Below are 25,683 nucleotides of genomic sequence, written 5' to 3'. Positions count from 1 at the left end.
GCTCTTCTTCTGCAATGATGAGAGATGGGTTCTCCCCCTCGGTATGACGAATCATGACAATTGCAACTCGCCTAGAATACGACTCCCTCGGTGCCATTGAGGTACCAGCGGACTGCTACTGGGGTGCCCAGACGGCGCGCTCCCTAAAGTATTTTCCCATCAGTCACGAGCGCATGCCCCTCGAGGTTATTCATGCCATGGCACGGCTGAAAAAGGCAGCCGCGATCGCCAACCGCGATTTCGGGGTTTTAGCTGCCGATAAAGCGGCATGGATTATGCAAGCAGCCGATGAAGTCATTGAAGGGCGCTGGGATGATCAGTTTCCCCTCTCCATCTGGCAGACGGGTAGTGGTACCCAAACCAATATGAATGTAAATGAGGTGATTGCTAACCGTGCCATTGAACTGGCGGGGGGGGTGAAGGGGAGCAAAACGCCAATTCATCCCAATGACCATGTGAACTGTAGCCAGTCTTCTAATGACACCTTTCCGGCGGCGATGCATATTGCCACAGTGATTGAGCTGCAGGAGCGACTGCTGCCGATGGTGCGGCACTTACTGGCCGTATTGCAGGAAAAGGTCACCACTTTTGCCGACATTATTAAAATTGGCCGCACCCACTTGATGGATGCCGTGCCTCTCACCCTTGGCCAAGAATTCTCGGGTTACGCCAGTCAAATTGCAGCCTGTCAAGCCCATATTGAGTACGCACTCCAGCATCTGTATCCCCTCGCCATTGGCGGTACGGCCGTGGGGACGGGTTTGAATGCCCCCGCCGGTTTTGGCGATCGCGTGGCGGCAGAATTAGCCCAAATGACGGGGTATCCCTTCTGCAAAGCCGAGAACCCCTTTGCTGCCTTGGCCGCCCATGATCCCTTGGTGATGCTCAGTGGTGCCCTGAAAACCTTGGCCGCAGCAATGATGAAAATGGCCAACGACATTCGCTGGCTGGCTTCAGGCCCCCGTTGTGGTCTAGGAGAACTGATCTTACCTGCTAATGAGCCGGGGTCGTCGATTATGCCGGGTAAGGTCAACCCCACCCAATGTGAAGCCCTAACGATGGTCTGTGTGCAAGTGATGGGCAACGACGCCGCAGTGGGCATCGCGGGCAGTCAAGGAAATTTTGAACTCAATGTTTATAAGCCCCTGATCATTCACAATGTGCTGCGATCGATCAAACTGCTGAGTGATGCCGGTCAAGCCTTTACTGAGTTTTGTCTAATCGGCCTTGAACCCAATCGGGAGCAAATTCAGCGCCATTTGCAGCGATCGCTCATGTTGGTGACGGCCTTGAACCCCCACATCGGCTATGACAAGGCAGCAGCCGTCGCGAAAAAGGCCTACAGCGAAGGTAAAACCCTGAAGGAAGCGGCGGTGGAATTGGGGTATCTTACGGCTGAGGAATTTGATCAGTGGGTGCGGCCAGAGTTGATGCTGGGTGAAAAGGGCACTAATTGACCCCGCAGGGAGTGCTGCCAAAAGGGCGTATTGCGAGCGCGCGATCGCAGGCTTTGGTGCGTCACTGTCCAAGTCACCGTCGGATCAAAAAGCACAAAGTGGCGACTGTGCAGTTCGAGGCGGGGTGGCTCAATGCTCAAAATCCGCGCCGGTGCCGTACTGAGGGCATGCCACAGGTCAAGGGCACTCAAGTATTCCTTGGCAACCAGTTCCTGCCAGAGGGCGGGTAGGGCTAATTCGAGACCAATGGCACCGGGGAGTGCCTCGGCAAAGGAAACCATTTTTTCTTCATAGAGCAAGGGGGTGTGGTCAATGGCGATCGCCTCAATAACCCCCGTTTTGAGTCCTTCGATCAGGGCTTGGCGATCGCTGGCCGTTCCTAGAGGCGGGTCAAGGCGCAGATGCGGATCGTAACTGGCTAGATCCTCAACCGTAAAGAGCAAATGTAACCACGACACACTGGCACTGACCTGTTCAGGTTTGTCCTTAGCGAGAATCTCGACACTGCGAGCGGTTGACAGGCGCATGAGATGAATTGGGGTCGAGACGGTGCGTGCCAATTCCAAAATCGCCAATAGGGGAATGGTTTCACAGCAGACCAGTTGCTCCACCAATCCGAGACGAGTGGCTACCCCACTTTGCCGCGCCACCCCATTGGCGGCCAAGGCCGGGTCAAAGGGCCAAAGGGCAACGGGTTTGCCTAGGGGCTGGACATAGGTGAGTGCCCGCTGCACCAAGGGCCAATGGGTCAACCCCCGATCATCACAAAAGCCAACCACGCCACTGGCGGCCAGTTCCGCTAAATCGGTTAAAGCCGTCCCTTGGCATCCTTGAGTGAGTGCCCCCCAAACCCGGACCTGTGACCAAGCGGTGGTTGGTATCTGCCGTTGTAATCCTTGCCAAAGGGCAGGATCATCAATCACGGGGTTTGTAGTCGGTAAGAGGGTTAAATGCTGCACCCCACCGGCAGCGGCAGCGGCCAAGAGTGTCTCAAGGGTTTCTCGCGCCTCATAACCCGGCTGACCACTGTGGCTGTAGAGATCTACCAAGGGGGGAGCCAACACCCATTCTGAGGCATCAATGATTTCGGCGTCAGCAGGTACCTCTTGGGGGGCGATCGCCACCAATTGATCCGCCGCCAGCAGCACATCGGCGCGATAATCTTGGCGGTTGACCGGATCCAGCAGCCGCACCTGTTGCAACAGTCGCCACACCATCGCCTACAAGGCTCCCGCCGCCGTCCGATCCAGCACGCCCCCCAAATGGGTGGTGATATTCACTGCCTGCAATCGCGGCAGACCGCCCTTGAGGGGATAGTCAATTACCGTGACGCTGCCATTGCCCTGCTTAAAGAGCCAGAAGTTTTCAATGCCTAGGCCAACAATGTGGCAGAGCAAGACCTTATTAGTGGCATCATGAGCCACAACCAAAACATTGTGGGGGGTGGGAGCATTGGTTTTCCAGCGCTTCAGCCACTCTTCCCATGCCTTAACCACGCGATCGCGCACCTGTTCGAGGTTTTCCCCATTGGGCATTTGCACCAGAGCCGGGGTGGTGCGCCAGCGTTCCAGTTCCCCCGGATAGGCCGCCGCCACCTCCGGTTCAAACTTGCCCTCCCAATCCCCGTGGCTAATCTCCGCAAGGGCTGGTTCTAGCTCTAGCTCGACATCAGGGTGGTACTGCAAAATCGCCAAGGCCGTATCCTTGGGCCGCCGTAGGGGACTACTCAAGGCATGGTGAAAGGGCACCTCCTTGAGGAACTCGGCCACCGCCGCCGCTTGGGCACGGCCATTTTCATTCAGGGGCACATCAATTTGCCCTTGGAAGCGTCCCTCGCGATTCCAGTCCGTTTCACCATGGCGTACCAGAAAGATGCGCAGCGTTTGCTCCTTGAAACGGGGTTGCGGAAAAGGATCATTGAGATGGCTCGTGAGATTGAGGGCTTCTAGTTGTGCGGGTTGCCGCAAGCCATTGCTGAAATTGAGGACACTAATGCCGCCATTGGCCTGCTGGAGCCGTAAATAGCCCTTGACCCCCAAGCCGAGACCCGTGCAAATCAGGGCACGATTCATACCGCTGTGGCCGACAATGACAATCGTTTCATTTTCGTGAGCCGTCAGCAGCGCTTCCAAAACCATGCCCGCGCGATCGTAGAGATCCAATAGCGGAAAAAACTCCTGGGTTTGGCCACTCTCCGTGGTGATTTTCATCATCAAGGTTTCTGGGGCTTCCTGCCAGCGGCGATAGTCCTCGGGAAACCGTGCCTTCACTTCGGCAAAGGGCAGATCTTCCCAAGCGGGCAGCGCAATCTCTTTGAGTAAATCAAGGGAATGGGGTGGCTTGAGTTGCGGGTCTTGGAGCTGAGCATGGATGCCCTCTGCGGTTTCCTTTGCCCGTTTCAGGGGACTGGTGTAAATCTTGCGGATGGGAATGCCCTGTAGAGCGAGACCCACTTGGGCTGCCATCCAACGACCGCGTTCCGTGAGCGAAGAAGCATCACTGTGACCTTGCACCCGCTCTTGGACATTAAACGTGCTTTCACCGTGGCGGACAATGATGACTCGGGTACTCAGAGGTTTCTCCTTAGCGATTGACAGACAACAAGCTTGGCCGTCCCACCGTGCCATAAAGACTGTACCAGAAACCGTGGCTTCAAGAGCAAAAGATTCAGGAATCGGCAGGCATCATCTCTTGAGCATCACATAAAAATCAAAAAACCGACCGCAGGGGCGATCGGCAAGTATTGAAGACCTATTCGCTCATGAATCAGAGACTACTTCTTAGTGATCCGAGGAGGCTCACGGAAGAAGATAGCAAAGAAGAACAGCGCGATAATGCAGGCAAAGATGAAAACGTAGGTGATGGTTTCCATAGTAGTCCCCTAGGAATGACTAGACAGCTTCTTTGCGACGAGTGGTGACATCGCCCACCTTTTGGTAGAAGCCCCATTCCACTTGCTCCGGCGACAGGTCTGGATCAATCCCAGAGAAGACATCGCGGAACAGCGTGCGGGCACCATGCCAAATGTGACCAAAGAAGAAGAGCAAGGCAAACACCGCATGGCCGAAGGTAAACCAGCCACGGGGACTGGTGCGGAAAATCCCGTCGGAGTTGAGGGTTTCCTTATCGAATTCAAAGATCTCACCGAAGATAGCTTTACGGGCATAGCTCTTGACGGTGGGTGGATCGGTGAAGGTTTGGCCGTTCAATTCACCACCGTAGAAGCTGACGGTCACGCCTTGTTGCTCAAAGCTATACTTCGACTCGGCACGCCGGAAGGGAATGTCGGCTTTGACAACGCCATTCTTATCGGTGAGGATGACGGGGAAGCTTTCAAAGAAGGCAGGCATGCGACGGACAAAGAGTTCTTCACCCTCTTTGTTGCGGAAGACGGCATGGCCTTTCCAAGCTTGGGCAATGCCATCCCCTTTGTTCATCGGGCCAGTACGGAAGAGACCACCTTTGGCGGGGTTGTTGCCAATGTAATCGTAGAAGGCCAGTTTCTCTGGAATGGCTGACCAAGCCTCTTCAAGGGTGGCGCCACTGGCGAGGGAGGCCTGCACGCGGCGGTTAATTTCCTGTTGGAAGTAGCCACTGTCCCACTGATAGCGCGTCGGCCCAAAGAGTTCAATGGGCGTGGTGGCACTGCCATACCACATCGTGCCGGCAACGACAAAGGCAGCAAAGAAGACGGCAGCAATACTGCTGGAGAGTACCGTCTCAATATTCCCCATGCGCAGAGCTTTGTACAGCCGTTGGGGTGGACGTACCAGCAGGTGGAATAAACCAGCAATAATACCGACAATGCCTGCGGCGATATGGTGAGCAACCACACCACCGGGGTTGTAGGGATTAAAGCCATCGGGTCCCCATTCGGGTGCCACAGGCTGGACACTGCCCGTCAAGCCATAGGGGTCAGAGACCCACATCCCAGGACCAAAGAGACCGGTCAGGTGAAAAGCACCAAAGCTAAAGCAGAGTAAACCGGCAAGGAACAGGTGAATGCCAAACATTTTCGGCAAGTCGAGGGCAGGCTCACCGGTGCGAGGATCGCGGAAGAGTTCCAAATCCCAATAGACCCAGTGCCAGCAGGCCGCCAAGAACAACAGACCTGACAGGACGATGTGAGCGAGGGCAACCCCCTCAAAGCTCCAAAAACCAGGGTCAATCCCTGTTTCGCCAGTAATACTCCAACCGCTCCAAGACCCCGTGACCCCCAACCGTGCCATGAAGGGCAAGACAAACATTCCCTGCCGCCACATTGGGTTGAGAACGGGATCACTGGGATCAAAAATAGCTAGCTCATAAAGAGCCATCGACCCTGCCCAACCGGCGACCAATGCCGTGTGCATCAGGTGGGCGGCAATCAACCGTCCTGGATCGTTGATCAGGACAGTGTGGACTCGGTACCAGGGTAGTCCCATTGACTACGCTCCTCCTATACAAAAATTTAGCGTTTGCATGAACAAATTTTATTAAGCAGCCGGATCACGGTAACAACCGCTTCCCTACTAAGAGTTTAACGGCCAATTTACCCGTAACTTCAGCTACGGTTGGGCAGTTTTTCTGCCAAAATGAGAATGTATTAAGAATGGTAACTAGCGTAGGTTCCTATGGCAAGCAAAGCTGAATTTGTGGGCACAAATATTAAGTTTGTTAACGAAAACAAAGAAGTGATTGCTGCCGACGGCGCGAATCTGCGCTTAAAAGCAATGGAAGCGGGGGTTGACCTCTATACCCTCAAGGGCAAGCTCTTTAATTGTGGGGGCTATGGCCAGTGTGGCACCTGTATTGTTGAGATTGTCGAGGGTATGGAAAACCTCTCCCCCCGCACACCAGTGGAAGAACGCAAGCTCCGCCGTAAGCCAGAGAATTATCGCTTGGCTTGCCAAACCCTTGTCTATGGACCCGTGTGTGTGAAGACAAAGCCGAAGGGCTAGATCACTTAGACAGCCCTTTTCAGAGCCTGTAGGGCACTGGCGGCCTGCTCTAGCCACCTGAGTAACTGAGAATCGTCGAGGCTGTTGGTCACACTGAAGAGATCTTGCAGGAGTTCGGGCGATCGCCCGGTGGTGCGTTGCCAAGCTTGTAGGAGTTCAGCATCCTTGGGCAGATCGGCAGCAGTGGTTGCAAGGCCTAATTGGTTTGCCAGATCATAGCGGAGACGATCCTGAAGCTGTTTTAGAACAAACGTCCGCTGCTGTGCCCGTTGCAAAACGCCCGCTAGTGCTTCAATGTAGGCGGCACTATTACTGGAGACGGGTTCTTTCTCCAATAAGGGTGGGCCAAAACGTTGACTTTGCTGCCATAGCAAAAAGAGAACCAAGAGGGCAAGTTGCAACCCCACCGCCAACCAAGGGGTACGACTGAAGTAGTCGAAGAGGGTTTGAGGCACTGTCTCCCTGACCACATCCTCTGGGGAGCGTTGGCGATAGCCGTGGAGCCATTCATCAAAGTAAATCGTTGCCCCCGGCGTAACCACGTTCTGCAAAATCTCGGCCACAACGGCAAAGTTCGCAAGGGGGGGGTCACCGCCATAGACATTGGCCACCAGCCAAGGATAGACCCCAAGGATTCGTTGTCCATGGGTCTGGGGACTAGTGGCTTCCCTGAGATAGACAATTGAACCATGATCATCCTTGAGCAGGGGGCGATCGCCCCGCTGGCGGGGGACGCGGCGGCGCGTTTCAACTAACACATTGCCCTGAGGAGTGGAGAGGCGCTGTACAAAGGGGGCTGCGGTGGGTTCCCCATGCCAGTAAAAGCGCACCAGCGTATTGCCCTGAGCCAGCCACTCTAAAAGAGGCGGTGACCAGCCAATGGGACGACTACTTATTTGAATGAAAACGTGCCCCTCACCCTTGAGGTTGGCATAGTCCCGCTGCCAGCGCTCCACCCCAAACCCCTGCTGCTCCAGATAGGCATAAAATTTCTGCGTGCCCCAAGGGGAGGGATCAAAGGAGGAGCCAGCGCGGCTACTGGGAGCCACCGCCAAAATCAGGAGACCAACCACCAACAGCACAAGGACAGCGAAGCCGAGGAAAAACCACTGGCGACGGTTGATCGCGATCATTGCTGGCGCTCCCGCAGGAAGGGTTCCACCTCAAAATAGGCGGCTTGACAGGTGGCTAGGGTTTGGGCATCCACCGCTTCGGCGCCATAGTAACTGCGACTGTGAACTTGAAAGAGGTGCTGAATACTGCGCCGTACGGCTGGCGATCGCTCCCCCAGTTGAAAGAGTCGCTCCAATTCCCGTAGATAGTCGCCATTGGTCCAGTGGGGCTGTATCCGTAGCCAGCCCGCTTCCTGCAACCGATAGAGCAAGGCCATGTAGAGGGCACGGCAGGCCCCTCGGTAGTCTCTCGCCAATTGTAGGCTTTGGGCGAGTTCTAACCATTCCCGTACGGGTCTGGGGCGCTCCTCAAGGGTAGAAGCCAGTGTTGCTGAGGAGGATCGCGATCGCCGCTGCCACCATCGCCACAGGCTGCGCCCTAGGAAATAGAGGGCGAGTCCAAGGCCAACGAGCAAGACCCCTTGCAAGAACCAGCGTAGCCATGCCTCTAAGGAGGGGGAGTCCTGCCAAAATGGCTCCGTTTGCTGGCGAAAGAGTTGGAGAAAGCTGTACTCAAGGGCTTCACCCAATTGTCGCCACTGGCGATCGCCCTGCCAGCGCAGATCATCGAAAAAGGTCACCGTCGCCAGACCAGACTACGCCTCCGATTGTCGCACAAAGAGCACGGGGCACTCGGCATAGACCCGCACATAGTCAGACAGGGAGGTGCCCAAAAGGCGATCCAAGTCGGGTAAACTGCGAGCGATGGACGGACGCCGATCCGGGGAACCCAGAACGAGGAGATCGGCATTGGTGTCAACCGCAATGCGGCAGATTTCTTCACCGGGCTTGCCGGTGGTCAGGACACACTGGTATTCCACACCCCGCTGCTTGGCCACCGTTGCGGCTTCCGAGAGAATCGGATCTTTTTCAGCAGCCGTGCTAGGGGTATCAGCATGACCCTTGAGGTCGGGATTGACGTGGGCAAGAATGAGTTTGCCCCCCTTGACCCCCTCTATTAGGCGCACGGCTAAGTCCAAGGAGGCCTTGGCTGCAGCAGAATTATTGAGCGCTACCATGATGCGGTTGATTTTCTTCACAAAGAGGTCATCGCGCACCAGCAACATCGGTCGGGAAGACAGTTGAAACACATACTGGCTGACAGAGTTTTCGAGAATGGATTGCAGGCGCTTGAGTCCCCGCGATCCCATGATGATTAAGTCGGCATTGATTTCATCGGCCACGTGCAACACGGTATCTTTGGGATCCCCCTCCCGCAGCATGGTATTGACACTAATGACGGGGTCAAGATGCAGTCGGGCAACGGCTTCCGCTAGGAGTTTGGCACCCGCTTGACGTTGTTCGGCCATCTCCTCGGCAGTAATTTTCGGTGGAATCACGTGCAAAACAGTGACGGCAGCGCGTTGAATCGCTGGCAACTCCATCAGCGACTTGAGCATTTGTTCGGATTGTCCAGTTCCTGAGTCTGCCAATAGAATATTTTCAATCATAAATCTCAAACTCCCAACATCTGGTGAGCATCAGGGCACGGATGGCCACTACAGCCCTTTTCCCAAGGATGGCACACGCTGAAAACAGTCAAAACTGCTGGAGGATAGGATGCTCTCCTCATTCGTACACGCCACATCTCAAGAAAAGGGCTGTATGACGATCTTAGGTCTGGGTTAGGGGCTTCTTGGTGGAACGCTACAAATCTTAGGCATTGGCTAGGGGGCGCTCTTGGGAGTGCTTTTGATACACTAGGCAAGAGGCCGTTCAAGGAATCCCTATGCCGCGATCGCAACGGAACGACAATTTTATTGACAAAACCTTTACGGTCATGGCTGACCTGATTCTCAAGGTCTTGCCCACCAGTTCGCAGTCAAAAACCGCCTTTGCCTATTACCGCGATGGCATGTCTGCCCAAGCCGATGGCGAGTATGCTGAGGCACTGGAGAACTACCAAGCAGCCCTAGAACTAGAGGAAGACCCCAACGATCGCAGCTACATTCTCTACAACATTGGCCTGATCCACGCCAGTAACGGCGATCATGAAAAAGCCCTAGAGTATTATCACCAAGCCCTTGAACTCAATCCCCGCATGCCCCAAGCCCTCAATAATATTGCGGTGATCTACCACTACTTGGGCACACAGGCAGAGGAGCAACAGCGCTCCGAGGAGGCTGAACAACTCTTCGATCGCGCCGCAGACTACTGGAAACGGGCGATTCAACTGGCGCCCAATAACTATATCGAGGCGCAAAACTGGCTGAAGACCACGGGTCGCTCCAGCATGGATGTTTATTTCTAAGGGATTACCCATGGCAACAAAAGTTATTACCACAGAGGATGTGCGCAAGGTGGCTCACTTGGCTCGCCTCGCCCTTGAGGAAAGCGAAATTGAAGCCCTGACCCAGCAACTAGATAGCATCCTTGACTATGTGAACCAATTGAGTGAACTGGATGTCACGGATATTCCACCGACGACCCGTGCGATTGAAGTCAGTAATGTAACCCGTCCCGACGTGTTGGAGCCTTGGCCAAATCGCGAGGACTTGCTGGCGATCGCCCCGGATCGCGAGGATGACTTTTTCCGTGTGCCCAAAATTATGTAAGGCATCAGGCTGTGCGGCGGCGTCAATCCCACCATTTACAACTGGACTTATTTCCCTTCCTCTCGATCTTGGCCTGCACCATTGGCACGCTGATCCTGTTAGTGGTGGTCATCAGTGCCAGCAGCCTTGGGCGAGAACGTACCAATGTGCAAATTTTGGCACGGGAAAATGCCCAAAATGACGGGCGTACCCCCCGCTATCTAGAGTGCCGTCGCGAGGGGGTGATCATTCATCCGCGAAAGGTGCTTGTGCGGGCAGCAGATCTGGCCAAACCGACCTCGCCACTGGCCATTTTGTTGGCCAATCTCCGCCGTCAGCGCGATCGCGAGTACATTATTATTGCCGTGCGCCCCGATGGCTTTGACTGCTTTGAGGAGGTGCGCTACCAAGCAGAACGGGCGGGGGTGGCTCTCGGCTACGAACCCTTCAATGCGGAATGGGAGTTGTGTGTGCCGGCACCGGGGCGCAGCAATTGTCCCTAGGACTTAAATTTCCCAACCTGACCGCCGGCGTTTGGACTGGGTGATCTCGGTGGGAAAGGCGCTCAAGTGCACTACTCGCCCCTTGGCCACAAGGGCACTACCAATGACTTCGGGATGGGTGAGCCGCACATCCGTGCCTTCGGCCAAGGCCTCAAAGGTTTCAGCCGTTGCAGCCGCCACAGTCGTCAAAAAGATTTTAGCATCGGCAGTTGTGACTTCTGAACCGTGAGAAAGAGAGGGTTTCAGGGCTTCAAGGCCGTAGCTGCGGCTGAATTTGGGGAGCAGTTTGCCAAAGGTAGCAGGGAAGTCAAAGAGTTCCAAGCCCAAAATTTGACCGTGCACGACGAAAAGCGCACCAATCTGCTGGGCGATCGCCCGAAATGCTTGGACGTACTCATCGAGGGAGTGGGCTTCCTTTTCATAAACATCAGCGAGGGCATCGGTGGCGGACTTGCAAGCAAAGAAAAGCAGATGGTCATCGACATCCGCCCAGATTTCCCCCTGATCAGCAAGGCGGCTTCCCCTGCGTTTCAACGACTCTGTAACATAGCGGAGTTTCTTGGCGCGCCCTGTGGCATGGTAGGCGCGATCAGCAGCGGCAAACTCACGGCAGCGGTAGTGCCAGCGACCCCGTTCAACACAGGAAACGGGAATTTTCAGATCAGTGTGGGCGGGCACCAGTACTGTGAGGTTAAGAATACGGTTTTGCTTGGCACCGACGAGTTCTTCCCCATCCACAAGCAGTACCGAGCGATCGCTCCAGTTATGGCACAGGAGTTCAGGCACATGCCCCCCTTCAGACACCTCGGTAATCTTCAGCAGGTTTTGGTTCATTGCTTCCGTCAGCGTCCAATAGTCGGGTTCTGCCACAATCGGGCGCAGCAGAGGAAACAGCGTCATGCCACCAAAGGTTTGGGGGGTGCCAATTTCAACGGTTTGTAGGAGTTCTTGGAGAAGATTCATGGGATCACCTCGCAAGGGTGTACATCTGGTTATCCATTGCTGTTGTTAGGGATATGCATCCACCCAGAAAATTTGCGATCGCCCCGCCAGACCATCCTAATTAACAGGTGCCTTTGTCCTTAGAAATCGCTTATGCTCAGGGTGAATTCTTGAGAGGTTCCAATGCTCCCAGTCGCGATCGCCTCCCTACTCTTTGGTTTTGCCACCAATATGGATAACTTTAGCGTGGCCGTTAGCTATGGTCTGCGCCGCTATCGTATGAGTTGGCTGGGGAATGCTCTGATTGCGGCTCTTTCGGGTAGCAGTACCTTTTTGGCCATGGGGTTGGGTGGGTGGGTACAGCAGTATGTGCCGTTGATTTGGACACAGCGGCTTGGCAGTGGCTTACTAATAGTCATGGGGGCATCGGCACTGGGGGGAGTCTGGCTCAACTTGAATCATCCCTCTAAAACCACAAAGCCGAACTTATTACCAATTCTTGACTATGCCTATGACTTCACGCTCTACCAGTCGCTGCTGTTGGGTTTAGCATTGACCCTGACGAACTTTGCTACAGGGGTAGCTGCGGGTTTGGCACAGTTACCGATCGCTAGTGCTGTGATAGCGAGTACAGTAACCAGTTGGGTCTGCATTGGTAGTGGCTTTTGGTTGGGGCAGCAACTCCGCGAACAAACCCCCTTGCGCTTTGGCCCTTATTTAGAGGGCTTGGCGAGTCTTTTTCTCATAGCGGTGGGTGTCCTTAAGTGGCTTGAGTCTCCCTAGGGCGATCGCCAGAGCACATCGGCCATCCGACACACCTGCACCATGGCCGCCACATCATGGACACGCACCATCTCGACCCCTTGGGCAATGGCATGACAGCAGACCGCTGCAGTACCCCAAACCCGGTCTTTAGGATTGGGCAGGTTCAGCACGTCACCAATAAAGCGTTTGCGCGATGGCCCCAGCAGGAGAGGATAGCCAAGGCTGTGAAATTGTCGCAGTTCTCGTAAAAGGGTGAGATTCTGGGGCGTGGTTTTGGCAAAGCCAATACCGGGATCAATCATCAGATGCTCGGGGGGAATGCCGCTGGCAACTGCCCGCTGCGTTTGTTCCTGAAAATAGTGAAGCAAATCACCAATCAAATCCCCGTAGTCCGTTAATTGCTGCATGGTGGCTGGCGTTCCCCGCCGATGCATGAGGATATAGGGCACCCCCAATGCCGCTACCGTGGCAAACATTTCCGGATCCGCCTGCCCGCCGGAGACATCGTTGACAATATTGGCACCGGCTTCGACGGCTGCGCGCGCCACCACCGCATGGGTGGTATCAATGGAAATGGGAATCTGCGACTGCTGACGGATGCCCTCAATCACGGGCAACACCCGCGCTAACTCAGCACTAATGGGCACTTCACTGGCGCCCGGACGGGTGGACTCACCGCCGATATCAATGACATCAACCCCTGCCGCCACCATCTCAAAGGCATGGGCAACGGCACTGGCGGGATTAAAAAAGTCACCGCCATCGCTAAAACTGTCGGGGGTGATATTTAAGATCCCCATGATGTAGGTGCGCTCCCCCCAAACAAAAGCGCGATCGCCCACGTACCAGCCCTTCATGCACTAGCCTCTCCTTGCCGTTTAGCGTGCAGCTTTAAGAGAATCTCTTGGTGTACCACTTGCGTAATCGGATAGAGGTAGGCCAAAACAATGCCAATAATGAGAAAAAAAGTCGGCAAAGGTCCAATGGCAATGCGGATTGCCAACAGTGCCGAGGGGGGCTGAACGGGGCGCGGTTCACCGGCAACGCTGGAGAGGTAGCCTGCCCACTGCAAGGCCTGACCGACGAGAAATAACCCCAAGGCAAGACCAATTTTTTGCAGTAGCACCATAAAGGCATAGAAGATCCCCTCCCGCCGCTGGCCACTGTTGAGTTCATCGAGATCAATCACATCGGGAATCATTGACCAAGGGACAAGGTAGGCCGTTGAAACCCCAAACCCCGCCAGAATCGCGCAGATATAGACCAGCGTTGTTTGTCCCGGCTGCAATAAAAACAAGCCAGCTTGGGCAATAATCCACAGTGCCATGCCCATGTAATAGACCGCCTTCTTGCCAATACGCCGACTCACGGCACTCCAAACAAAAAGCATGATCATCGCCGTCGATTGCACCGCCAGCGCCACTTGCGTATATTCAGCGGGGGACATTTGCAACCAATCGCCAATAAAAAAGGGAATCAGCGAGGCAGTAATTTGCACCGCCAGCCAAGAACAGAGGTAAATGCCCATCACGAATAGGAAGGGCCGATTGCTAAAGACCAACCGCAGTTGCGTCTTCAAGGGTAAAGGGCTTTGGCCACTGCTGGGGGTATGCCGTTCAAACTCCCGTACCCGTTCCCGTGTGCCCCAGACACACCAATAGATGGGCAGCACAGATAATACAGCGGCAATGCCCCCCAGGACAATGTACTGAGTTTTGGGTTCCTGAATGACTTGGAAGAGAATTTGCGCCAACAGCAGCGAGCCAATACTGCCGCCAATGGAAAAGGCAAAGCGAAAACTATTCAGACTAGTGCGTTCGTTGTAGTCTTCTGTCAGTTCTGGTGTTAGGGCGCTGTAGGGTAGGTTGACTGCGGTGTAAAACGTGTTAAAGAGGAGACCCATGAGAACGTAGTAGCCAAAGAGCAACCCTTGATCCGTCGTTGGTACCCACCAGTTCAAGAAAAAGCAAATGCCAAAGGGAAGGGCTGCTAGGATCATCCAGATGTGGCGGCGTCCCCACTTGCCCACAGGGGTGCGATCGCTGAGGTAGCCGATGATCGGATCATTGATGGCATCCCAGATTTTGCCAATCATCAACACACTGCCTGCCAAGCCCGCATTGAGGCCAGCCACATTGGTCAAGAACACCATCAGGAAAAACACCTGTAAATTGGCCGTGATGGCGGTTCCGAGATCACCGGCGCCAAAGGCAAGTTTTGTCCATAGGGAAAGGGGCGAACGGGCACTGGTGGCAGGGGAATTTGGGCTGGATGGGTCTAGTGGCATGATGCGTTGTCCATTACGATTGTTTTTTTTAACGATTAGCCTGCCACTGCAACTGCCCATTGACTTGCCCATTCTAAAATGCGCTGCACTTCTTCAGGCGTTTTCCCTTGGCAGTAGAGGCGCAGCAGGGGTTCGGTGCCGCTAAAGCGAATCAGTAACCAACCGCCATCAGCTAGATGAAACTTGTAGCCGTCAATGCTCTCCCAGTGGCTCACGGGGCTATCCAAAATCTGGGTGAAGGGATGCGCTGCTAGGATTGCTTCTAGTTGTTGTCGCTGCGCTAAGGACGCGAGGGTGAGATCAACGCGATCGTAGGCACTGTAAAAGTTCGTGGTTGCCTGCAACTGTTGATAGTATTCCCCTACGCTCAAGCCAGATGTCACTAGGGCTTGTAGTAGGTACAGTGCTGAGAGTAAGGCATCTCGCTCAGGAAGATGATGGCCATAGCCGATTCCCCCCGATTCTTCACCACCTAAGAGGACAGCTTCCCCTGCCAGCATGCGATCGCCAATGTACTTAAAGCCAATGGGCGTTTCAATCACCGCTAAACCATGGTGGGCGGCCACTCGCGCCACCAGATCAGAACTGCTAATGGATTTGATCACCGCCCCTCGGTAGCTACTGTGTTGTGCCAGATGATCAATCAAGATGGGAATAATTTCTTGGGCAGTGTACAGCACCCCCTCGCCATCAATGACTGCTAGGCGATCGGCATCACCATCAAAGACGAAACACACTGTTGGGGTGGCACTGTGTTGTTGTCGCAGTTGCTCTTGGGTTGCGGTTAAATAACGGCCAATGGGTTCAGGAGCACCTCCCCCAAAGAGGGGATCGCGATCGCGCCGAAACTCTGGTATCGCTAAATCCAACAAGCGCTCTAGCCCTCCTGCGGCCACCCCATGCATAACATCGGCACAGATCCGCAGCTTACCGCTGGCGATCGCCTCACGAATGGGTCTTGAATCAACATGAGTGCGCAAGGCCGCACAATAGCTGGGCCACGGATCAAAGGCTTGATAGTCTGTTTTGGCCTCACCCACGGGTGGCGGCTCTCCCTGAGCTAACTGCGCTTCAATGGCTTGGGTGACGGTCGTGGGTACGGAGCCACCAAAGGCGCCCTTCACCTTCAGTCCCGCATAGATGGCGGGATTGTGACTTGCCGTCATTACCAAGCCGCCAATGGCTCCCTCGGCTTTGACAGCCCAACTAAAGGCGGGGGTTGGCGCCGCACAATTTGAAAGCCACACCTCATAGCCTTGGCTCGCCAGTAATTGGGCAACGGCTGCGGCAAACTGTTCCGCTAAAAACCGGCGATCGTAGCCCACAATGATCCGAGGCGTTGTGCCCTTGCCATAGGTTTGATGGAGCACTGCCGCCGCTGCCTTGGCTGCCCGCAGCAAACGGTTAAAAGTAAACTCAGCGCCAATGATGCCGCGCCAGCCATCGGTACCAAAGCGAATCGGGGCATCCTCAGGAATCAAAACCTGATCGAGGCGAAGGACAGAAGCAACCATAGAACCCAAGACCCAAGAACCCCTCTGAACATATCATGCTGCGAGACAGCTCTTTTCTGAAGCGGAAAGGAGGATGATATAATTATTGCGAATTGTTAATTAGGCGATGGGCACTGCTGCTAGGTGCCTTTTGGCGATGACTGATCTCTAGTAGCCTAAACCTGCATCACCTTTAGAGAGGTATTGAGCACTATGGCATTTGTACAAGAACCCCTTCCCTTTGATCCGGGTGCCCTTGAACCCTATGGGATGTCTGCGAAAACCTTTGAATTTCACTATGGCAAGCACCATAAAGCCTACGTGGACAACCTCAATAAACTGACTCAAGATACGGAACTCGCTGACAAATCCCTTGAAGATGTCATTCGCATGACCTATGGCGATGCTGCCAAGGTGGGCATCTTCAACAATGCGGCTCAAGTGTGGAATCACACCTTCTTCTGGAATAGCCTCAAGCCCGGTGGCGGTGGCGCTCCTACGGGTGATGTGGCCGCCCGGATCAACAGTGCCTTTGGTAGCTACGATGAGTTCAAGTCCCAGTTCAAAAATGCAGCGGCGACCCAATTTGGTAGCGGCTGGGCATGGTTGGTGCTCGAAGCGGGTACGCTGAAAGTGACCAAAACCCCCAATGCCGAAAACCCCTTGGTTCACGGTCAAGTGCCCCTCCTGACGATTGATGTTTGGGAGCACGCCTACTATCTCGACTACCAAAACCGCCGTCCAGACTTCATTGATAACTTCCTCAACCAACTGGTGAACTGGGACTTTGTTGCTAAAAATCTAGCGGCTGCCTAAGTTTCCCAATTTTTTGTTCCGCTCTTACTGAATTACTTCACTGATTTTACTGATCCCCGTTCTGATCGAGCGGGGCTTTTTTTGCTGAGCCATGATTCGGCCACAACTATGGTTAAGTTAAAATTAAGATAAAAGTAACCTTGGTTAATAAACGTTAATTTAATAGTGGTATTCCTTTAGGCGTTGAGCAGGGAGGGGGTCTTATGGAAACCCTAGGGCATATCGCGTACGCCGCTTTTGAAAAGTACTACCGCAAAATTAGCAAACACGAGCCGGGGGTGATTCGCGATCGCGACGTTGAGGCAATTCACCAGATGCGGGTAGGTTTGCGCCGCCTGCGAACGGCTCTGGAAGTGTTTTGTAATACCGTACGTTTGCCCAAGGGAGTCTCCATTCAACGGGTGCGGGCGATCGCCGGCAGTCTCAGTCCCGTACGGGATTTGGATGTGATGATGCTGGCGCTCAAGGAGCAGTATTACCCTCACCTACCTCGCCCTGAGCAACAACAACTGGCAAAACTGATCAAAAAACTCGAAAAGCAACGGACAGAACTGCTACAAAAAGCCCTTCAATTGCTGCGCAGCGATCGCTATCGCAAATTGCAACAGGGGCTAGAAGAATGGCTAGCTGCCCCTCAATATCGTGAGATTGCTAACTTACCCACAGAACTGATTGCCCCAGATATTTTGTTGCCCTTGGTGTGTCAACTGTTGCTGCATCCGGGGTGGCAAGTGGCCATTGAATGGCAGGGCGATCGCCCCCTTTTCCTTGCGGTGAGTAACCCGCCCCAGTGGCTGCAAACAGCGGGTGAAGATCTCCACGATCTACGCAAGCAAACCAAGCGGGTACGCTACCAAATGGAACTCTTTAGCAGTGTCTATGGAGACACCTTCACTGAACAGGTAGATGCCTTTGCTCAGTTGCAAGAACTCCTAGGCACACTTCACGATGGCGTTGTCCTCCATGACTTTTTCCGTACCCAACTTGGACTCAATCTTCGCCAAGCCTCTCCTTGCCTCGCAGAAATGATTGCCCTTGAGCAAACACGCCAGTGGCAAACTTGGCGCTCCGTCCAGCAGGAATACCTCAGCCCCGAAAAACGCCATCAAGTGCGCTCTCTACTCCTCATGCCACCAATGACAATAAGCGCCAATGGCAACTCCCTCGGTCATCCGATGATCTCCTCTGCCAACTGACAGAGGTCGGGCGGCAATGGTAACAATTGATGTTCAATTGTCCTAGGGCGATCGCCCTTGTCGATCTGTATGCAACGATAAAAATAAAACCCTTGCCGGTCCAGGAGAACAACAAGCAAATGAGCGTTGTAGAGCAACCAACCCTAAGTGTAGGCCTGCGGGTACGCGTTAAGACCCCTACCATCGTCTATCACCACCCTGATCACCGCAATCAGCCCTTTGACATTCAAGGAATGGAGGGGGAGATTTTCGCCATTCTCAGCGACTGGCAGGGCCGTCCCATTAGTCCCAACTACCCGATTCAGGTGCGGTTTAGTCCCAAGTTCATTGCTCATTTGCACCCCGACGAGCTGGAAGTGATTTAGGTACGCTCTATATGCCTCCCCGTTGGCCCCGTAAGCCCGATCGCCGTGATCCGAGCTATCGCCGTTTGGACGATCGCATGAATTTTGCGGTTCATGTTGCCCTTTTTGCTGCTTTTAACTCTGGTGGCTGGTTTTGGCATCAGGTGCAACCCACGGCAGTACCCTTTATGCCAACGGTAACGCTGGTGTGGTTAACGTTATTGGCAGGCCATGCCCTCTACGTGTTCGCGATCGCCCGTTATTGAGAAATTATCTCCTTGAACGCAGTGGTGCTGAGATAAGAGCACTTTTTCGTGAGTCTCCATGAGCGATCGCACCATCACCTATAGTCCAGCTTTTACTCTTGTACCGACGTACGAGTGTTTTAATCGCTGTACCTACTGCAACTTCCGTCAGGATATTGGCACGAGTGGTTGGTTGAGTTTAGAGGCGGCGGCTCAACAGTTGGCAGGGCTTGACCCCCAACAGGTGCGAGAAATTTTGATTCTCAGTGGCGAAGTTGCCCCCAACAGTCCCCAGCGTTCCCAATGGTTAGAGCGTCTCTATGATCTAGCCGCCTTAGCCTTGGATCAGGGATTTCTGCCCCATACCAATGCGGGTCCCCTCAATCGAGCAGAAATGGCCGCTCTCAAGGCGGTGAATGTCTCGATGGGACTGATGCTAGAGCAATTAACACCGAAGTTGTTGCAAAGCGTCCATCGCCATGCCCCTAGCAAGGATCCGCAACTGCGTTTACACCAACTGGAACAGGCCGGGGAACTGGGTATTCCCTTCACTACGGGCTTGCTCTTGGGCATTGGTGAAGAGCCGCAGGATTGGGCAGAAACGCTCACGGCCATTGCTGAGTGTCATCGGCGGTGGGGACATATTCAGGAGGTGATTTTGCAGCCCCACAGTCCCGGCCAGCAACAGGAAGCAGCGTTGCCCCCCTTTGATCTGAGGCAATTACCGAACGTGGTACACTGGGCGCGATCGCTCTTGCCTGAAGACATCACGATTCAAATTCCTGCGAATCTCGTCACAGATCCAGAGGTCTTTCGGGCGTGCCTAAACGCGGGCGCTCGCGATTTGGGGGGCATCGTTCCCTTGGATCATGTCAATCCCGACTATCCCCATACCGATGTGACAGCCCTAAGGGAACAATTACAGGCGTGGGGATGGGAATTAGTGCCACGACTCCCCGTCTATCCCCAGTTTGTGGATGGGTTGCCGCCGCCATTGAGGGGGAAAGTCAAGGGGATGCCTGTTTGAGCTGGAGTCCCAGTTGATAGATGTCGCGCCGCGAAAGCCCTGTGAGATCTGCCAGTTGACGGCTGGCTTGGGTAAGGGAAAGGCCTTGGCTGAGAAGTGTCGCTAATTCGTCCGCGAGATGATGGGGATTCACGGCCACAGAGTGTTCAGGGGCACCGCCTAAAACCAGTGTGTATTCGCCACGGGGGGGATGCTCCTGTAGATAAGTGCAGGCAGTGCCGAGGGTTCCCCGCCAAAATTCTTCGTGGCGCTTCGTGAGTTCGCGGGCGAGGACGAGGGGGCGATCGCTCCCCAAGATTTGACGTAACTCTGTTACCGTTTGCAGCAAGCGATGGGGGGCTTCGTAGAGAAGAATTGTGCGCGTTTCCTGTTTCAGTGCTGCTAATCGCTGCTGGCGATCGCGCCCCTTAGTCGGCAAAAACCCTTCAAAACAAAAGCGATTCATCGGTAATCCTGCGGCCATTAAGGCTGTTAAGGCAGCATTCGCGCCGGGAATCGGTGTGACCGGAATGGCTGCGGCAATACAGGCCGTGATCAATTCATAACCGGGATCCGACACCCCCGGTAACCCTGCATCGCTAACCAAGGCAATCTGTTGACCCGCCTCTAGGCGCTGAAGCAGTTGGGGCACGCGCTGTTGAGTATTGTACTCATGGAGACTGATTTGGGGTGTAGTAATGCCAAAATGCTGTAACAGGCGGCCGGTGTGGCGTGTATCCTCCGCAGCAATGAGATCCACCGCCTTGAGAATGCGCAGGGCACGAGCGCTTATATCCTCAAGATTGCCAATGGGGGTACCCACCACCCACAGTTGCCCGCTGCCCATTAGGAAATTTTCTCGCCACTGAGAATAAAGATCGGTTCCACTGCTGCAAAAATTTGGTGGCCGCCCCGCGTTTCTAGGCGATTGATGACCGATTGCACCACCTCTAGGCTGCGGGCTTGGACTGTCGCGAACCCTTCAGAGAGGGCATAGAGATTTTCTAAACTGCTGGCGATCGCCACCAAGCGACCACCGGGCGCAAGATACTCCCACGCTTGCAGCAAAACTTCCTTAATCGGGCGCCCCCCCTCGAGACAAATGCGCTGCGGGGTGCGACGTAACTGGGGAAAGCAATCTGGAGCCGAACCAGCAACAATTTGCACATTTTTGACGCCAAAGCGATCGCAATTGCGTTGGATCAGATCAACGACTTCCTCATCCCGTTCAATGGCAATCACCTGTCCCCGCTTCGCCAAGCGTGCTGCCTCAACAGCGATCGTACCCGTGCCCGCGCCCACATCCCAAAGACAAGAGTCCGGCTCAAGCCGCAAATAGGAAAGCATCAATAATCGCGTTTCCCGTTGGGTGAGGGGAATACCTGGTAAGCGCTCAAAGAGATCATCGGGGATACCCGGGGTCACAAATGGCCAGGGATCCGCCGTCATAGAAACTGCCTAAAACCTTTAAGCGTTGCTGCTTTGGGCGAGGAGCCGTTCCTTAAGCTGTGCTAAGGCATCTGCCCAGCGGGGATCCGGTTGAGCCGCCTCGGTATCCATGGAGCTATATTCAGCCGGCGCCGAATTGGCTGGGGTACGCCGCCCATTGTTTTTATTATTTTTGCGATTATTGCGGTTGCTGGGAGTGGGCTTTTCGGCCACTGTTTCTTCTTTTTCCTTATTTTCCTTAGCTTCAGATTTGGGCTTCTCGTTGGCTTTCTCAATCTTGAGGGGATTGTCCTTAAAGGTGTAGCCGTTGAGTTTCTCAATCACCTGATCCGCCACTTCCTCGGATTCAACGGTGACAAAGCCGAAACCGCGGCACTTACCAGTCTTGCGATCGGTAATTAGTTTGGTGGTGCCCACTTCGCCCACTTCTTGGTTAAATAGGGCTTCTAGCTCTTCGCGGCTCAGTTCACGCGGCAGATTGCCCACATATAAACGCACGGACATAAAGAAACCTCCCTTCGGCAGCTTAAAAACAACACGATTCAAAAATGGACAGTCGGGCGTGAGAAACCGCTCGCAACTGAGGTCTACGTCCCCCAAGGGTACGCAAAGCCCCTGCCTTGATTAGTGGTGTAAAATAACTGGATGGGTTCACAGCGATTGTTGCTAATTGAGAACCTGCATGGACGTAATGGAGCAAAAGCAATGAGAGCGCCTAGCTCCTTAATTGTTCCTACTTAGGGTATCACAGTTCCTCCACCTAGGGCTAGGATTTTGCGGAAAAATTTTGCTGTGGCAGCGCAAGCCCAATGTGGCACAATAATCAATGCTGTTTTTGCGATGTGATGCCTGTGACTGCGACTGCTGTCCCTCGTCGGCCTGTTTTTCCCTTTACGGCAATTGTCGGTCAGGACGAAATGAAACTGTCATTGTTGCTCAATGTCATTGACCCCAAAATTGGTGGGGTGATGATTATGGGCGATCGCGGCACGGGCAAATCAACCACCATTCGCGCCCTCGCGGATCTGCTGCCGGAAATTGAGGTGGTGGCCGATGATCCCTTTAATAGTCACCCCAGCGATCCAGATTTGATGAGTGACGCTGTCAAGGTGGCGGTGGCGGCGGGTGAACCCCTTCACACCATTAAGAAAAAAGTGCCGATGGTGGATCTGCCCTTGGGGGCAACCGAGGATCGGGTTTGCGGCACCATTGATATTGAAAAAGCCCTAGCGGAGGGGGTGAAAGCGTTTGAACCGGGTCTTTTGGCGAGGGCTAACCGCGGCATTCTCTATGTGGATGAGGTGAACCTGCTCGACGACCATTTGGTGGATGTGCTGCTGGATGCCGCTGCCTCCGGCTGGAATACCGTTGAGCGCGAAGGTATTTCAATTCGTCACCCAGCACGGTTTGTCTTAGTTGGCTCTGGTAACCCCGAAGAAGGGGAACTGCGACCGCAACTGCTGGATCGCTTTGGCATGCACGCCGAGATTCGCACCGTTAAGGATGCCACCCTGCGGGTAGAAATTGTTGAGCAGCGATCGCAATTTGATCAAAACCCCGAAGCCTTTTTGGCCAAATACCAAGCTCAACAGGAAGCGCTGCAAGCTAAGCTAGTTGCTGCCCAAGCCCTCTTGCCGAGTGTCACAATTGACTACGAACTGCGGGTGAAAATTTCCCAAGTCTGTGCCGAGCTAGATGTGGATGGCCTGCGGGGAGACATTGTCACCAACCGCGCTGCCAAGGCCTTGGCTGCCTTTGAGGGACGCAGCGATGTGACCGTCGAGGATATTTCACGAGTGATTGTCCTGTGTCTGCGGCACCGTCTGCGCAAGGATCCCCTTGAGTCAATTGACTCCGGCTACAAGGTGGGCAAAGTCTTCCAAGAGGTCTTTGGCGTGGAGATTGCTGCTTAGGCTGGGATTGGGATTACTTCAGTTGCTCTAGTCCCCACTCGTAGAGCGATCGCGCCACCCCTTTTTCTGGCATTTGTTCTTGATTGAGAACTTGGCAAAGGACATTTAACAGCCCTTGATGAATTTCTGCTGGGGATGTCTCTGGGGAAACACCGGCCAACTGAGTCAACTCTTTACGGCCGATCGCTCGATTGCGGTGAACAACGCCATTGCGATATTCATTGACCGTCTCCAGCTTTTTAACAAGGTCATCAGCGGGCGATCGCTGCTCCGCTTTTGCCCAGGCTCGCCACAGCACCCCCAATGTCGGATCACGATAGTTGCCCTCCTGCAAAAATTCCTCACCTAAGTGCCCCTGCGTGCGCCAATCTTCCTGTTCGCATCGCCAAAACAGGAGCCGTTCAAGCATCTGGGCAAATTGCATAAAGGCGAGGGTATAGTTCGCCTGCTGCAAGCTCAGATCAATCAATAGCTCAAATTCCCAAATTTTCAAGAACTTGCTGGTGGCCGTTTCACTATTGGGACAACGATTGACCGTCGCCTCGCGCCACTGCTGCCGTTGAGCTTTGTGAGTCACTGCTTTCGTAGGCTTTTGATCCAGCCAGCGTTCCCCCTGAATTCCCTTGAGAAAATCTTGAATACTCCAGTTTGTTGCTAAGGCAAGGCAATCGGCCAACTGATAGAGCGCTTCATGGCGATCGCGATGGGCTTCAAGGAGTGCCTTTGCAGCCGTAAAGTCGCCCCGTTTCCATGCTGTGGCAATCCGCTGGCGTTCCAGTGGCCAAAAGACCTCACCTAAAGACACCTCTTCAAGAGATTCAGCACTGCGAGCAGACTGATTGCTTGGATCAAAGAACGGTTTTGGCTCTGTCGGGATAATTTTCCTAACGGGATACTGACGCATGAGAACTGCCGCAATCATGTTCAAAGCATCTGCCATTTGAGGGACAGACCCCTTTGTTTGAATTTGCAACTGCCAATTGCCAGCCGCGTTCTCTGGCAGACGCTTAATATATTGCTCTAACTGCTTTTCCGTGAAGTCCCACAGGGCTTGCCTCTGATTCACATCAACCGGACAGTTCCAAACCGTGACGTTGAGGTGGGGATAGCGCTGCCGAATCGCCCCCGCCATCAATTCTGCCAACCAGCAAGTATCCATGGCGTAAAATTGCCAGCCGACCAACTCTGGCTGATCGGTTCCCCAGAGAATCACCTCCGCAGGTTCCGTTGGCGTGGCATAGTGTGCTGCCAAGATTTGCTCATCCAGCAGCAAAACCACGGGTGAAAAGTCATTCTTAGCTTGACAATGCCGATAAACGATTTCACTTAAATAGCGCACGTTGTGGCGGTGCTTTGCCTCAGGATCATGAAAACCCCGTTGGATGCCAAATTCCTCGTACAACTCACTCAGGTGAGGTGGCGCATTCCCCTTACGGGCAGGATCACCATCAGCTCCAAAATTGCGCACAATACCGTCTTTGCACCGCCAGCCCACCTGTCGGTTGCCCACAGTAATCATCAGTGTTTTCATGGCACAGCAATTAAAATTGCAGAAATACTTACATATTATCTTGCAAAGGGGGACGCTCAAGGGCGATCGCCCCCAAGTACCCTCGGCGATAGTCTTGCAACAGTTGTCGGGCTGCCCGTTCTAAGTCACCATGGTAGCGGTTAGTGGCGAGATCATGAAGATAGGTTTCACCCGTGTCGGTGACGGCTAGACCATAGCGATCGCTGAGGCGATCGGCCTGTCCCAACTGGTGCAGTAGCTCAACAAGAATTGGTGCCACGCGACAAGGGTCGTAGGCAGCTTGGCCAATGTCATCGCAAATGGCCAGTTTTACCGCCGCCTCTTGATTCTTAAAATTCATCGGCAAGACCCCAGGGGCATCCAAAAGTTCCAAGGTGGGAGACAAACGCACCCAGCGCAGTTGCCGGGTTACCCCCGGCCGAGCGGCACTCTCAACCACCCGCTGCTGCAAGAGGCGATTGATCAGTGCTGACTTGCCCACATTGGGAAATCCCAGAACCACAGCCCGTACGGCTCTTACTTGCATGCCCCGCTGTTGACGGCGTTGATTCATGGCGGCACCCGCCTGAACCGCTGCCTGTTGGAGGCGGCGAATGCCTTCCCCCCGCTGGGCATTGGTAAAAAAGACGGTTTCCCCTTTCGATTCAAACCAAGTGAGCCACTCTTGGCGATCGCGATCGCTAATCCTGTCCATGCCATTGAGCACCAAGAGGCATTGTTTGCCACTGGCCCACTGACGAATTTGGGGATGGTAACTGGCAAGGGGAATCCGTGCATCCCGCACTTCCAAGATCACATCCACCTGTTTCAGTTGTTCCTTAAGGGCGCGTTCTGCCTTAGCAATGTGGCCGGGATACCATTGAATGATCGGACTCATAGAAATTCCACCCCCTTTTTTTCAAAAACAATAGAGCGATCGCCCCCCATGAATGCCATTCAATTGATTTCAGATAATCCTCAATCGTTTTTGAATAGATAGAGCACTATAGTTGTGCGCCTCTGATTAGAAACCTATAAACAACTCTAAAGATTGATAACCCAAACCTATAGAATAATTAAGAATCTCCAAAGCAAAAGTTATTGCATTGGG

General features: G+C 54.0%; 28 protein-coding genes. 12 read left to right on the top strand and 16 right to left on the bottom strand.

The annotated features are described in order from the left end of the window. Positions 1–53: 53 nt before the first annotated feature. Complete coding sequence (gene fumC, locus RHJ80_RS12135; RefSeq protein ID WP_310801097.1) at positions 54–1,457, top strand: class II fumarate hydratase; 1,404 nt, start codon at positions 54–56, stop codon at positions 1,455–1,457. On the opposite strand, the gene RHJ80_RS12130 is transcribed toward fumC, so the two are convergent. The 4 genes from RHJ80_RS12130 to psbB form a co-directional block, all read right to left on the bottom strand. After that, entirely contained in the window at positions 1,409–2,674 is a 1,266-nt protein-coding gene (locus tag RHJ80_RS12130) for a dihydroorotase (RefSeq protein ID WP_310801096.1), read from the bottom strand. The genes fumC and RHJ80_RS12130 overlap by 49 nt on opposite strands. A 3-nt stretch (positions 2,675–2,677) precedes the next feature. Further along, positions 2,678–4,084, bottom strand: a complete 1,407-nt coding sequence (locus RHJ80_RS12125; RefSeq protein WP_310801095.1) for a histidine phosphatase family protein — start codon at positions 4,082–4,084, stop codon at positions 2,678–2,680. Positions 4,085–4,230: 146 nt separating this feature from the next. Further along, positions 4,231–4,329 (bottom strand): photosystem II reaction center protein T, encoded by a 99-nt coding sequence (locus RHJ80_RS12120; protein WP_011057371.1) that lies wholly within the window; start codon positions 4,327–4,329, stop codon positions 4,231–4,233. Positions 4,330–4,348: 19 nt separating this feature from the next. After that, positions 4,349–5,881 (bottom strand): photosystem II chlorophyll-binding protein CP47, encoded by a 1,533-nt coding sequence (psbB, locus tag RHJ80_RS12115; RefSeq protein WP_206200382.1) that lies wholly within the window; start codon positions 5,879–5,881, stop codon positions 4,349–4,351. A 189-nt stretch (positions 5,882–6,070) separates the two neighbouring features. On the opposite strand from psbB, the gene RHJ80_RS12110 reads away from it, so the two are divergent. After that, positions 6,071–6,397, top strand: coding sequence for a 2Fe-2S iron-sulfur cluster-binding protein (locus RHJ80_RS12110; RefSeq protein WP_310801094.1), 327 nt, complete (start codon positions 6,071–6,073; stop codon positions 6,395–6,397). Positions 6,398–6,402: 5 nt separating this feature from the next. On the opposite strand, the gene RHJ80_RS12105 is transcribed toward RHJ80_RS12110, so the two are convergent. The 3 genes from RHJ80_RS12105 to RHJ80_RS12095 are packed head-to-tail and all read right to left on the bottom strand — an operon-like array spanning position 6,403 to position 9,020. Further along, positions 6,403–7,530, bottom strand: coding sequence for a DUF4350 domain-containing protein (locus tag RHJ80_RS12105; protein ID WP_310801093.1), 1,128 nt, complete (start codon positions 7,528–7,530; stop codon positions 6,403–6,405). Continuing rightward, positions 7,527–8,150: a DUF4129 domain-containing protein gene (locus RHJ80_RS12100; protein WP_310801092.1), complete on the bottom strand. Its 624-nt coding sequence runs from the start codon at positions 8,148–8,150 to the stop codon at positions 7,527–7,529. The genes RHJ80_RS12105 and RHJ80_RS12100 overlap by 4 nt, the downstream gene beginning before the upstream one ends. 15 nt (positions 8,151–8,165) lie before the next feature. Then, positions 8,166–9,020 carry a universal stress protein gene (locus tag RHJ80_RS12095; protein ID WP_302678415.1) on the bottom strand — a complete coding sequence of 285 codons (855 nt, stop codon included), beginning with the start codon at positions 9,018–9,020 and terminating at the stop codon, positions 8,166–8,168. Positions 9,021–9,298: 278 nt separating this feature from the next. Here RHJ80_RS12095 and RHJ80_RS12090 point away from each other — a divergent pair, with 278 nt between their 5' ends. From RHJ80_RS12090 to RHJ80_RS12080, 3 genes are read left to right on the top strand one after another with little or no spacing between them, the layout of a single operon-like run. Continuing rightward, positions 9,299–9,820: a photosystem I assembly protein Ycf3 gene (locus RHJ80_RS12090; RefSeq protein WP_149819824.1), complete on the top strand. Its 522-nt coding sequence runs from the start codon at positions 9,299–9,301 to the stop codon at positions 9,818–9,820. A gap of 10 nt (positions 9,821–9,830) precedes the next feature. Continuing rightward, complete coding sequence (gene gatC, locus RHJ80_RS12085) at positions 9,831–10,124, top strand: Asp-tRNA(Asn)/Glu-tRNA(Gln) amidotransferase subunit GatC (RefSeq protein ID WP_302678414.1); 294 nt, start codon at positions 9,831–9,833, stop codon at positions 10,122–10,124. An 11-nt stretch (positions 10,125–10,135) separates the two neighbouring features. Continuing rightward, a complete protein-coding gene (locus RHJ80_RS12080) occupies positions 10,136–10,606 on the top strand; it encodes a hypothetical protein (RefSeq protein WP_206200376.1) in 471 nt (156 codons plus the stop codon). Between the two features lie 3 nt (positions 10,607–10,609). Here RHJ80_RS12080 and RHJ80_RS12075 read toward each other — a convergent pair whose 3' ends face one another. Further along, on the bottom strand, positions 10,610–11,569 hold the full coding sequence (locus tag RHJ80_RS12075) for an ARPP-1 family domain-containing protein (RefSeq protein ID WP_302678413.1): 960 nt from the start codon (positions 11,567–11,569) through the stop codon (positions 10,610–10,612). A gap of 162 nt (positions 11,570–11,731) precedes the next feature. Here RHJ80_RS12075 and RHJ80_RS12070 point away from each other — a divergent pair, with 162 nt between their 5' ends. Beyond that, positions 11,732–12,331: a hypothetical protein gene (locus RHJ80_RS12070; protein WP_206200374.1), complete on the top strand. Its 600-nt coding sequence runs from the start codon at positions 11,732–11,734 to the stop codon at positions 12,329–12,331. Here the strand turns inward: RHJ80_RS12070 and folP are convergent. The 3 genes from folP to RHJ80_RS12055 are packed head-to-tail and all read right to left on the bottom strand — an operon-like array spanning position 12,328 to position 16,114. Then, positions 12,328–13,170 (bottom strand): dihydropteroate synthase, encoded by an 843-nt coding sequence (gene folP / locus RHJ80_RS12065; RefSeq protein ID WP_310801091.1) that lies wholly within the window; start codon positions 13,168–13,170, stop codon positions 12,328–12,330. The two genes, RHJ80_RS12070 and folP, sit on opposite strands and share 4 nt — an antisense overlap. Next, a complete protein-coding gene (locus RHJ80_RS12060; RefSeq protein WP_310801090.1) occupies positions 13,167–14,600 on the bottom strand; it encodes an MFS transporter in 1,434 nt (477 codons plus the stop codon). Before RHJ80_RS12060 ends, folP begins: the two co-directional genes overlap by 4 nt. 35 nt (positions 14,601–14,635) lie before the next feature. Further along, entirely contained in the window at positions 14,636–16,114 is a 1,479-nt protein-coding gene (locus RHJ80_RS12055) for a phosphoglucomutase/phosphomannomutase family protein (RefSeq protein ID WP_310801089.1), read from the bottom strand. A 192-nt stretch (positions 16,115–16,306) separates the two neighbouring features. Between RHJ80_RS12055 and RHJ80_RS12050 the strand changes: the two genes are divergently transcribed. The 5 genes from RHJ80_RS12050 (at position 16,307) to cofG (ending at position 19,721) form a co-directional block, all read left to right on the top strand. Next, positions 16,307–16,909 (top strand): superoxide dismutase, encoded by a 603-nt coding sequence (locus RHJ80_RS12050; RefSeq protein ID WP_149819807.1) that lies wholly within the window; start codon positions 16,307–16,309, stop codon positions 16,907–16,909. A gap of 203 nt (positions 16,910–17,112) precedes the next feature. Further along, complete coding sequence (locus tag RHJ80_RS12045) at positions 17,113–18,105, top strand: CHAD domain-containing protein (RefSeq protein ID WP_206200371.1); 993 nt, start codon at positions 17,113–17,115, stop codon at positions 18,103–18,105. Between the two features lie 119 nt (positions 18,106–18,224). Then, positions 18,225–18,470, top strand: coding sequence for a ferredoxin-thioredoxin reductase variable chain (locus RHJ80_RS12040; protein WP_302677416.1), 246 nt, complete (start codon positions 18,225–18,227; stop codon positions 18,468–18,470). Between the two features lie 11 nt (positions 18,471–18,481). Next, complete coding sequence (locus tag RHJ80_RS12035; protein ID WP_149819801.1) at positions 18,482–18,715, top strand: hypothetical protein; 234 nt, start codon at positions 18,482–18,484, stop codon at positions 18,713–18,715. Between the two features lie 58 nt (positions 18,716–18,773). Beyond that, positions 18,774–19,721 carry a 7,8-didemethyl-8-hydroxy-5-deazariboflavin synthase subunit CofG gene (cofG, locus tag RHJ80_RS12030; protein WP_302677417.1) on the top strand — a complete coding sequence of 316 codons (948 nt, stop codon included), beginning with the start codon at positions 18,774–18,776 and terminating at the stop codon, positions 19,719–19,721. Here cofG and rsmI read toward each other — a convergent pair. From rsmI to RHJ80_RS12015, 3 genes are read right to left on the bottom strand one after another with little or no spacing between them, the layout of a single operon-like run. Next, positions 19,702–20,547 (bottom strand): 16S rRNA (cytidine(1402)-2'-O)-methyltransferase, encoded by an 846-nt coding sequence (gene rsmI, locus RHJ80_RS12025; protein ID WP_310801088.1) that lies wholly within the window; start codon positions 20,545–20,547, stop codon positions 19,702–19,704. The two genes, cofG and rsmI, sit on opposite strands and share 20 nt — an antisense overlap. Further along, a complete protein-coding gene (gene cbiT, locus RHJ80_RS12020) occupies positions 20,547–21,149 on the bottom strand; it encodes a precorrin-6Y C5,15-methyltransferase subunit CbiT (RefSeq protein WP_310801087.1) in 603 nt (200 codons plus the stop codon). The genes rsmI and cbiT overlap by 1 nt, the downstream gene beginning before the upstream one ends. Positions 21,150–21,167: 18 nt before the next feature. Next, positions 21,168–21,653: an RNA-binding protein gene (locus RHJ80_RS12015; protein ID WP_206200366.1), complete on the bottom strand. Its 486-nt coding sequence runs from the start codon at positions 21,651–21,653 to the stop codon at positions 21,168–21,170. Between the two features lie 341 nt (positions 21,654–21,994). Here RHJ80_RS12015 and bchI point away from each other — a divergent pair, with 341 nt between their 5' ends. Beyond that, the gene (gene bchI / locus RHJ80_RS12010; protein ID WP_310801086.1) at positions 21,995–23,062 is read left to right on the top strand and encodes a magnesium chelatase ATPase subunit I; all 1,068 of its coding nucleotides are present in this window, start codon (positions 21,995–21,997) and stop codon (positions 23,060–23,062) included. A gap of 13 nt (positions 23,063–23,075) precedes the next feature. Here the strand turns inward: bchI and RHJ80_RS12005 are convergent, their stop codons facing one another. Together RHJ80_RS12005 and ylqF are read right to left on the bottom strand one after the other, a co-directional pair. Next, positions 23,076–24,593, bottom strand: coding sequence for a hypothetical protein (locus RHJ80_RS12005; RefSeq protein ID WP_310801085.1), 1,518 nt, complete (start codon positions 24,591–24,593; stop codon positions 23,076–23,078). A 28-nt stretch (positions 24,594–24,621) separates the two neighbouring features. Continuing rightward, a complete protein-coding gene (gene ylqF, locus RHJ80_RS12000) occupies positions 24,622–25,470 on the bottom strand; it encodes a ribosome biogenesis GTPase YlqF (protein ID WP_310801084.1) in 849 nt (282 codons plus the stop codon). Between the last annotated feature and the right edge of the window lie 213 nt (positions 25,471–25,683).

Source organism: Thermosynechococcus sp. QS41 (assembly GCF_031583515.1).
In the GTDB taxonomy this organism is placed as follows: Bacteria; Cyanobacteriota; Cyanobacteriia; order Thermosynechococcales; family Thermosynechococcaceae; genus Thermosynechococcus.
This window is presented reverse-complemented; position numbering and strand designations above follow the sequence as displayed.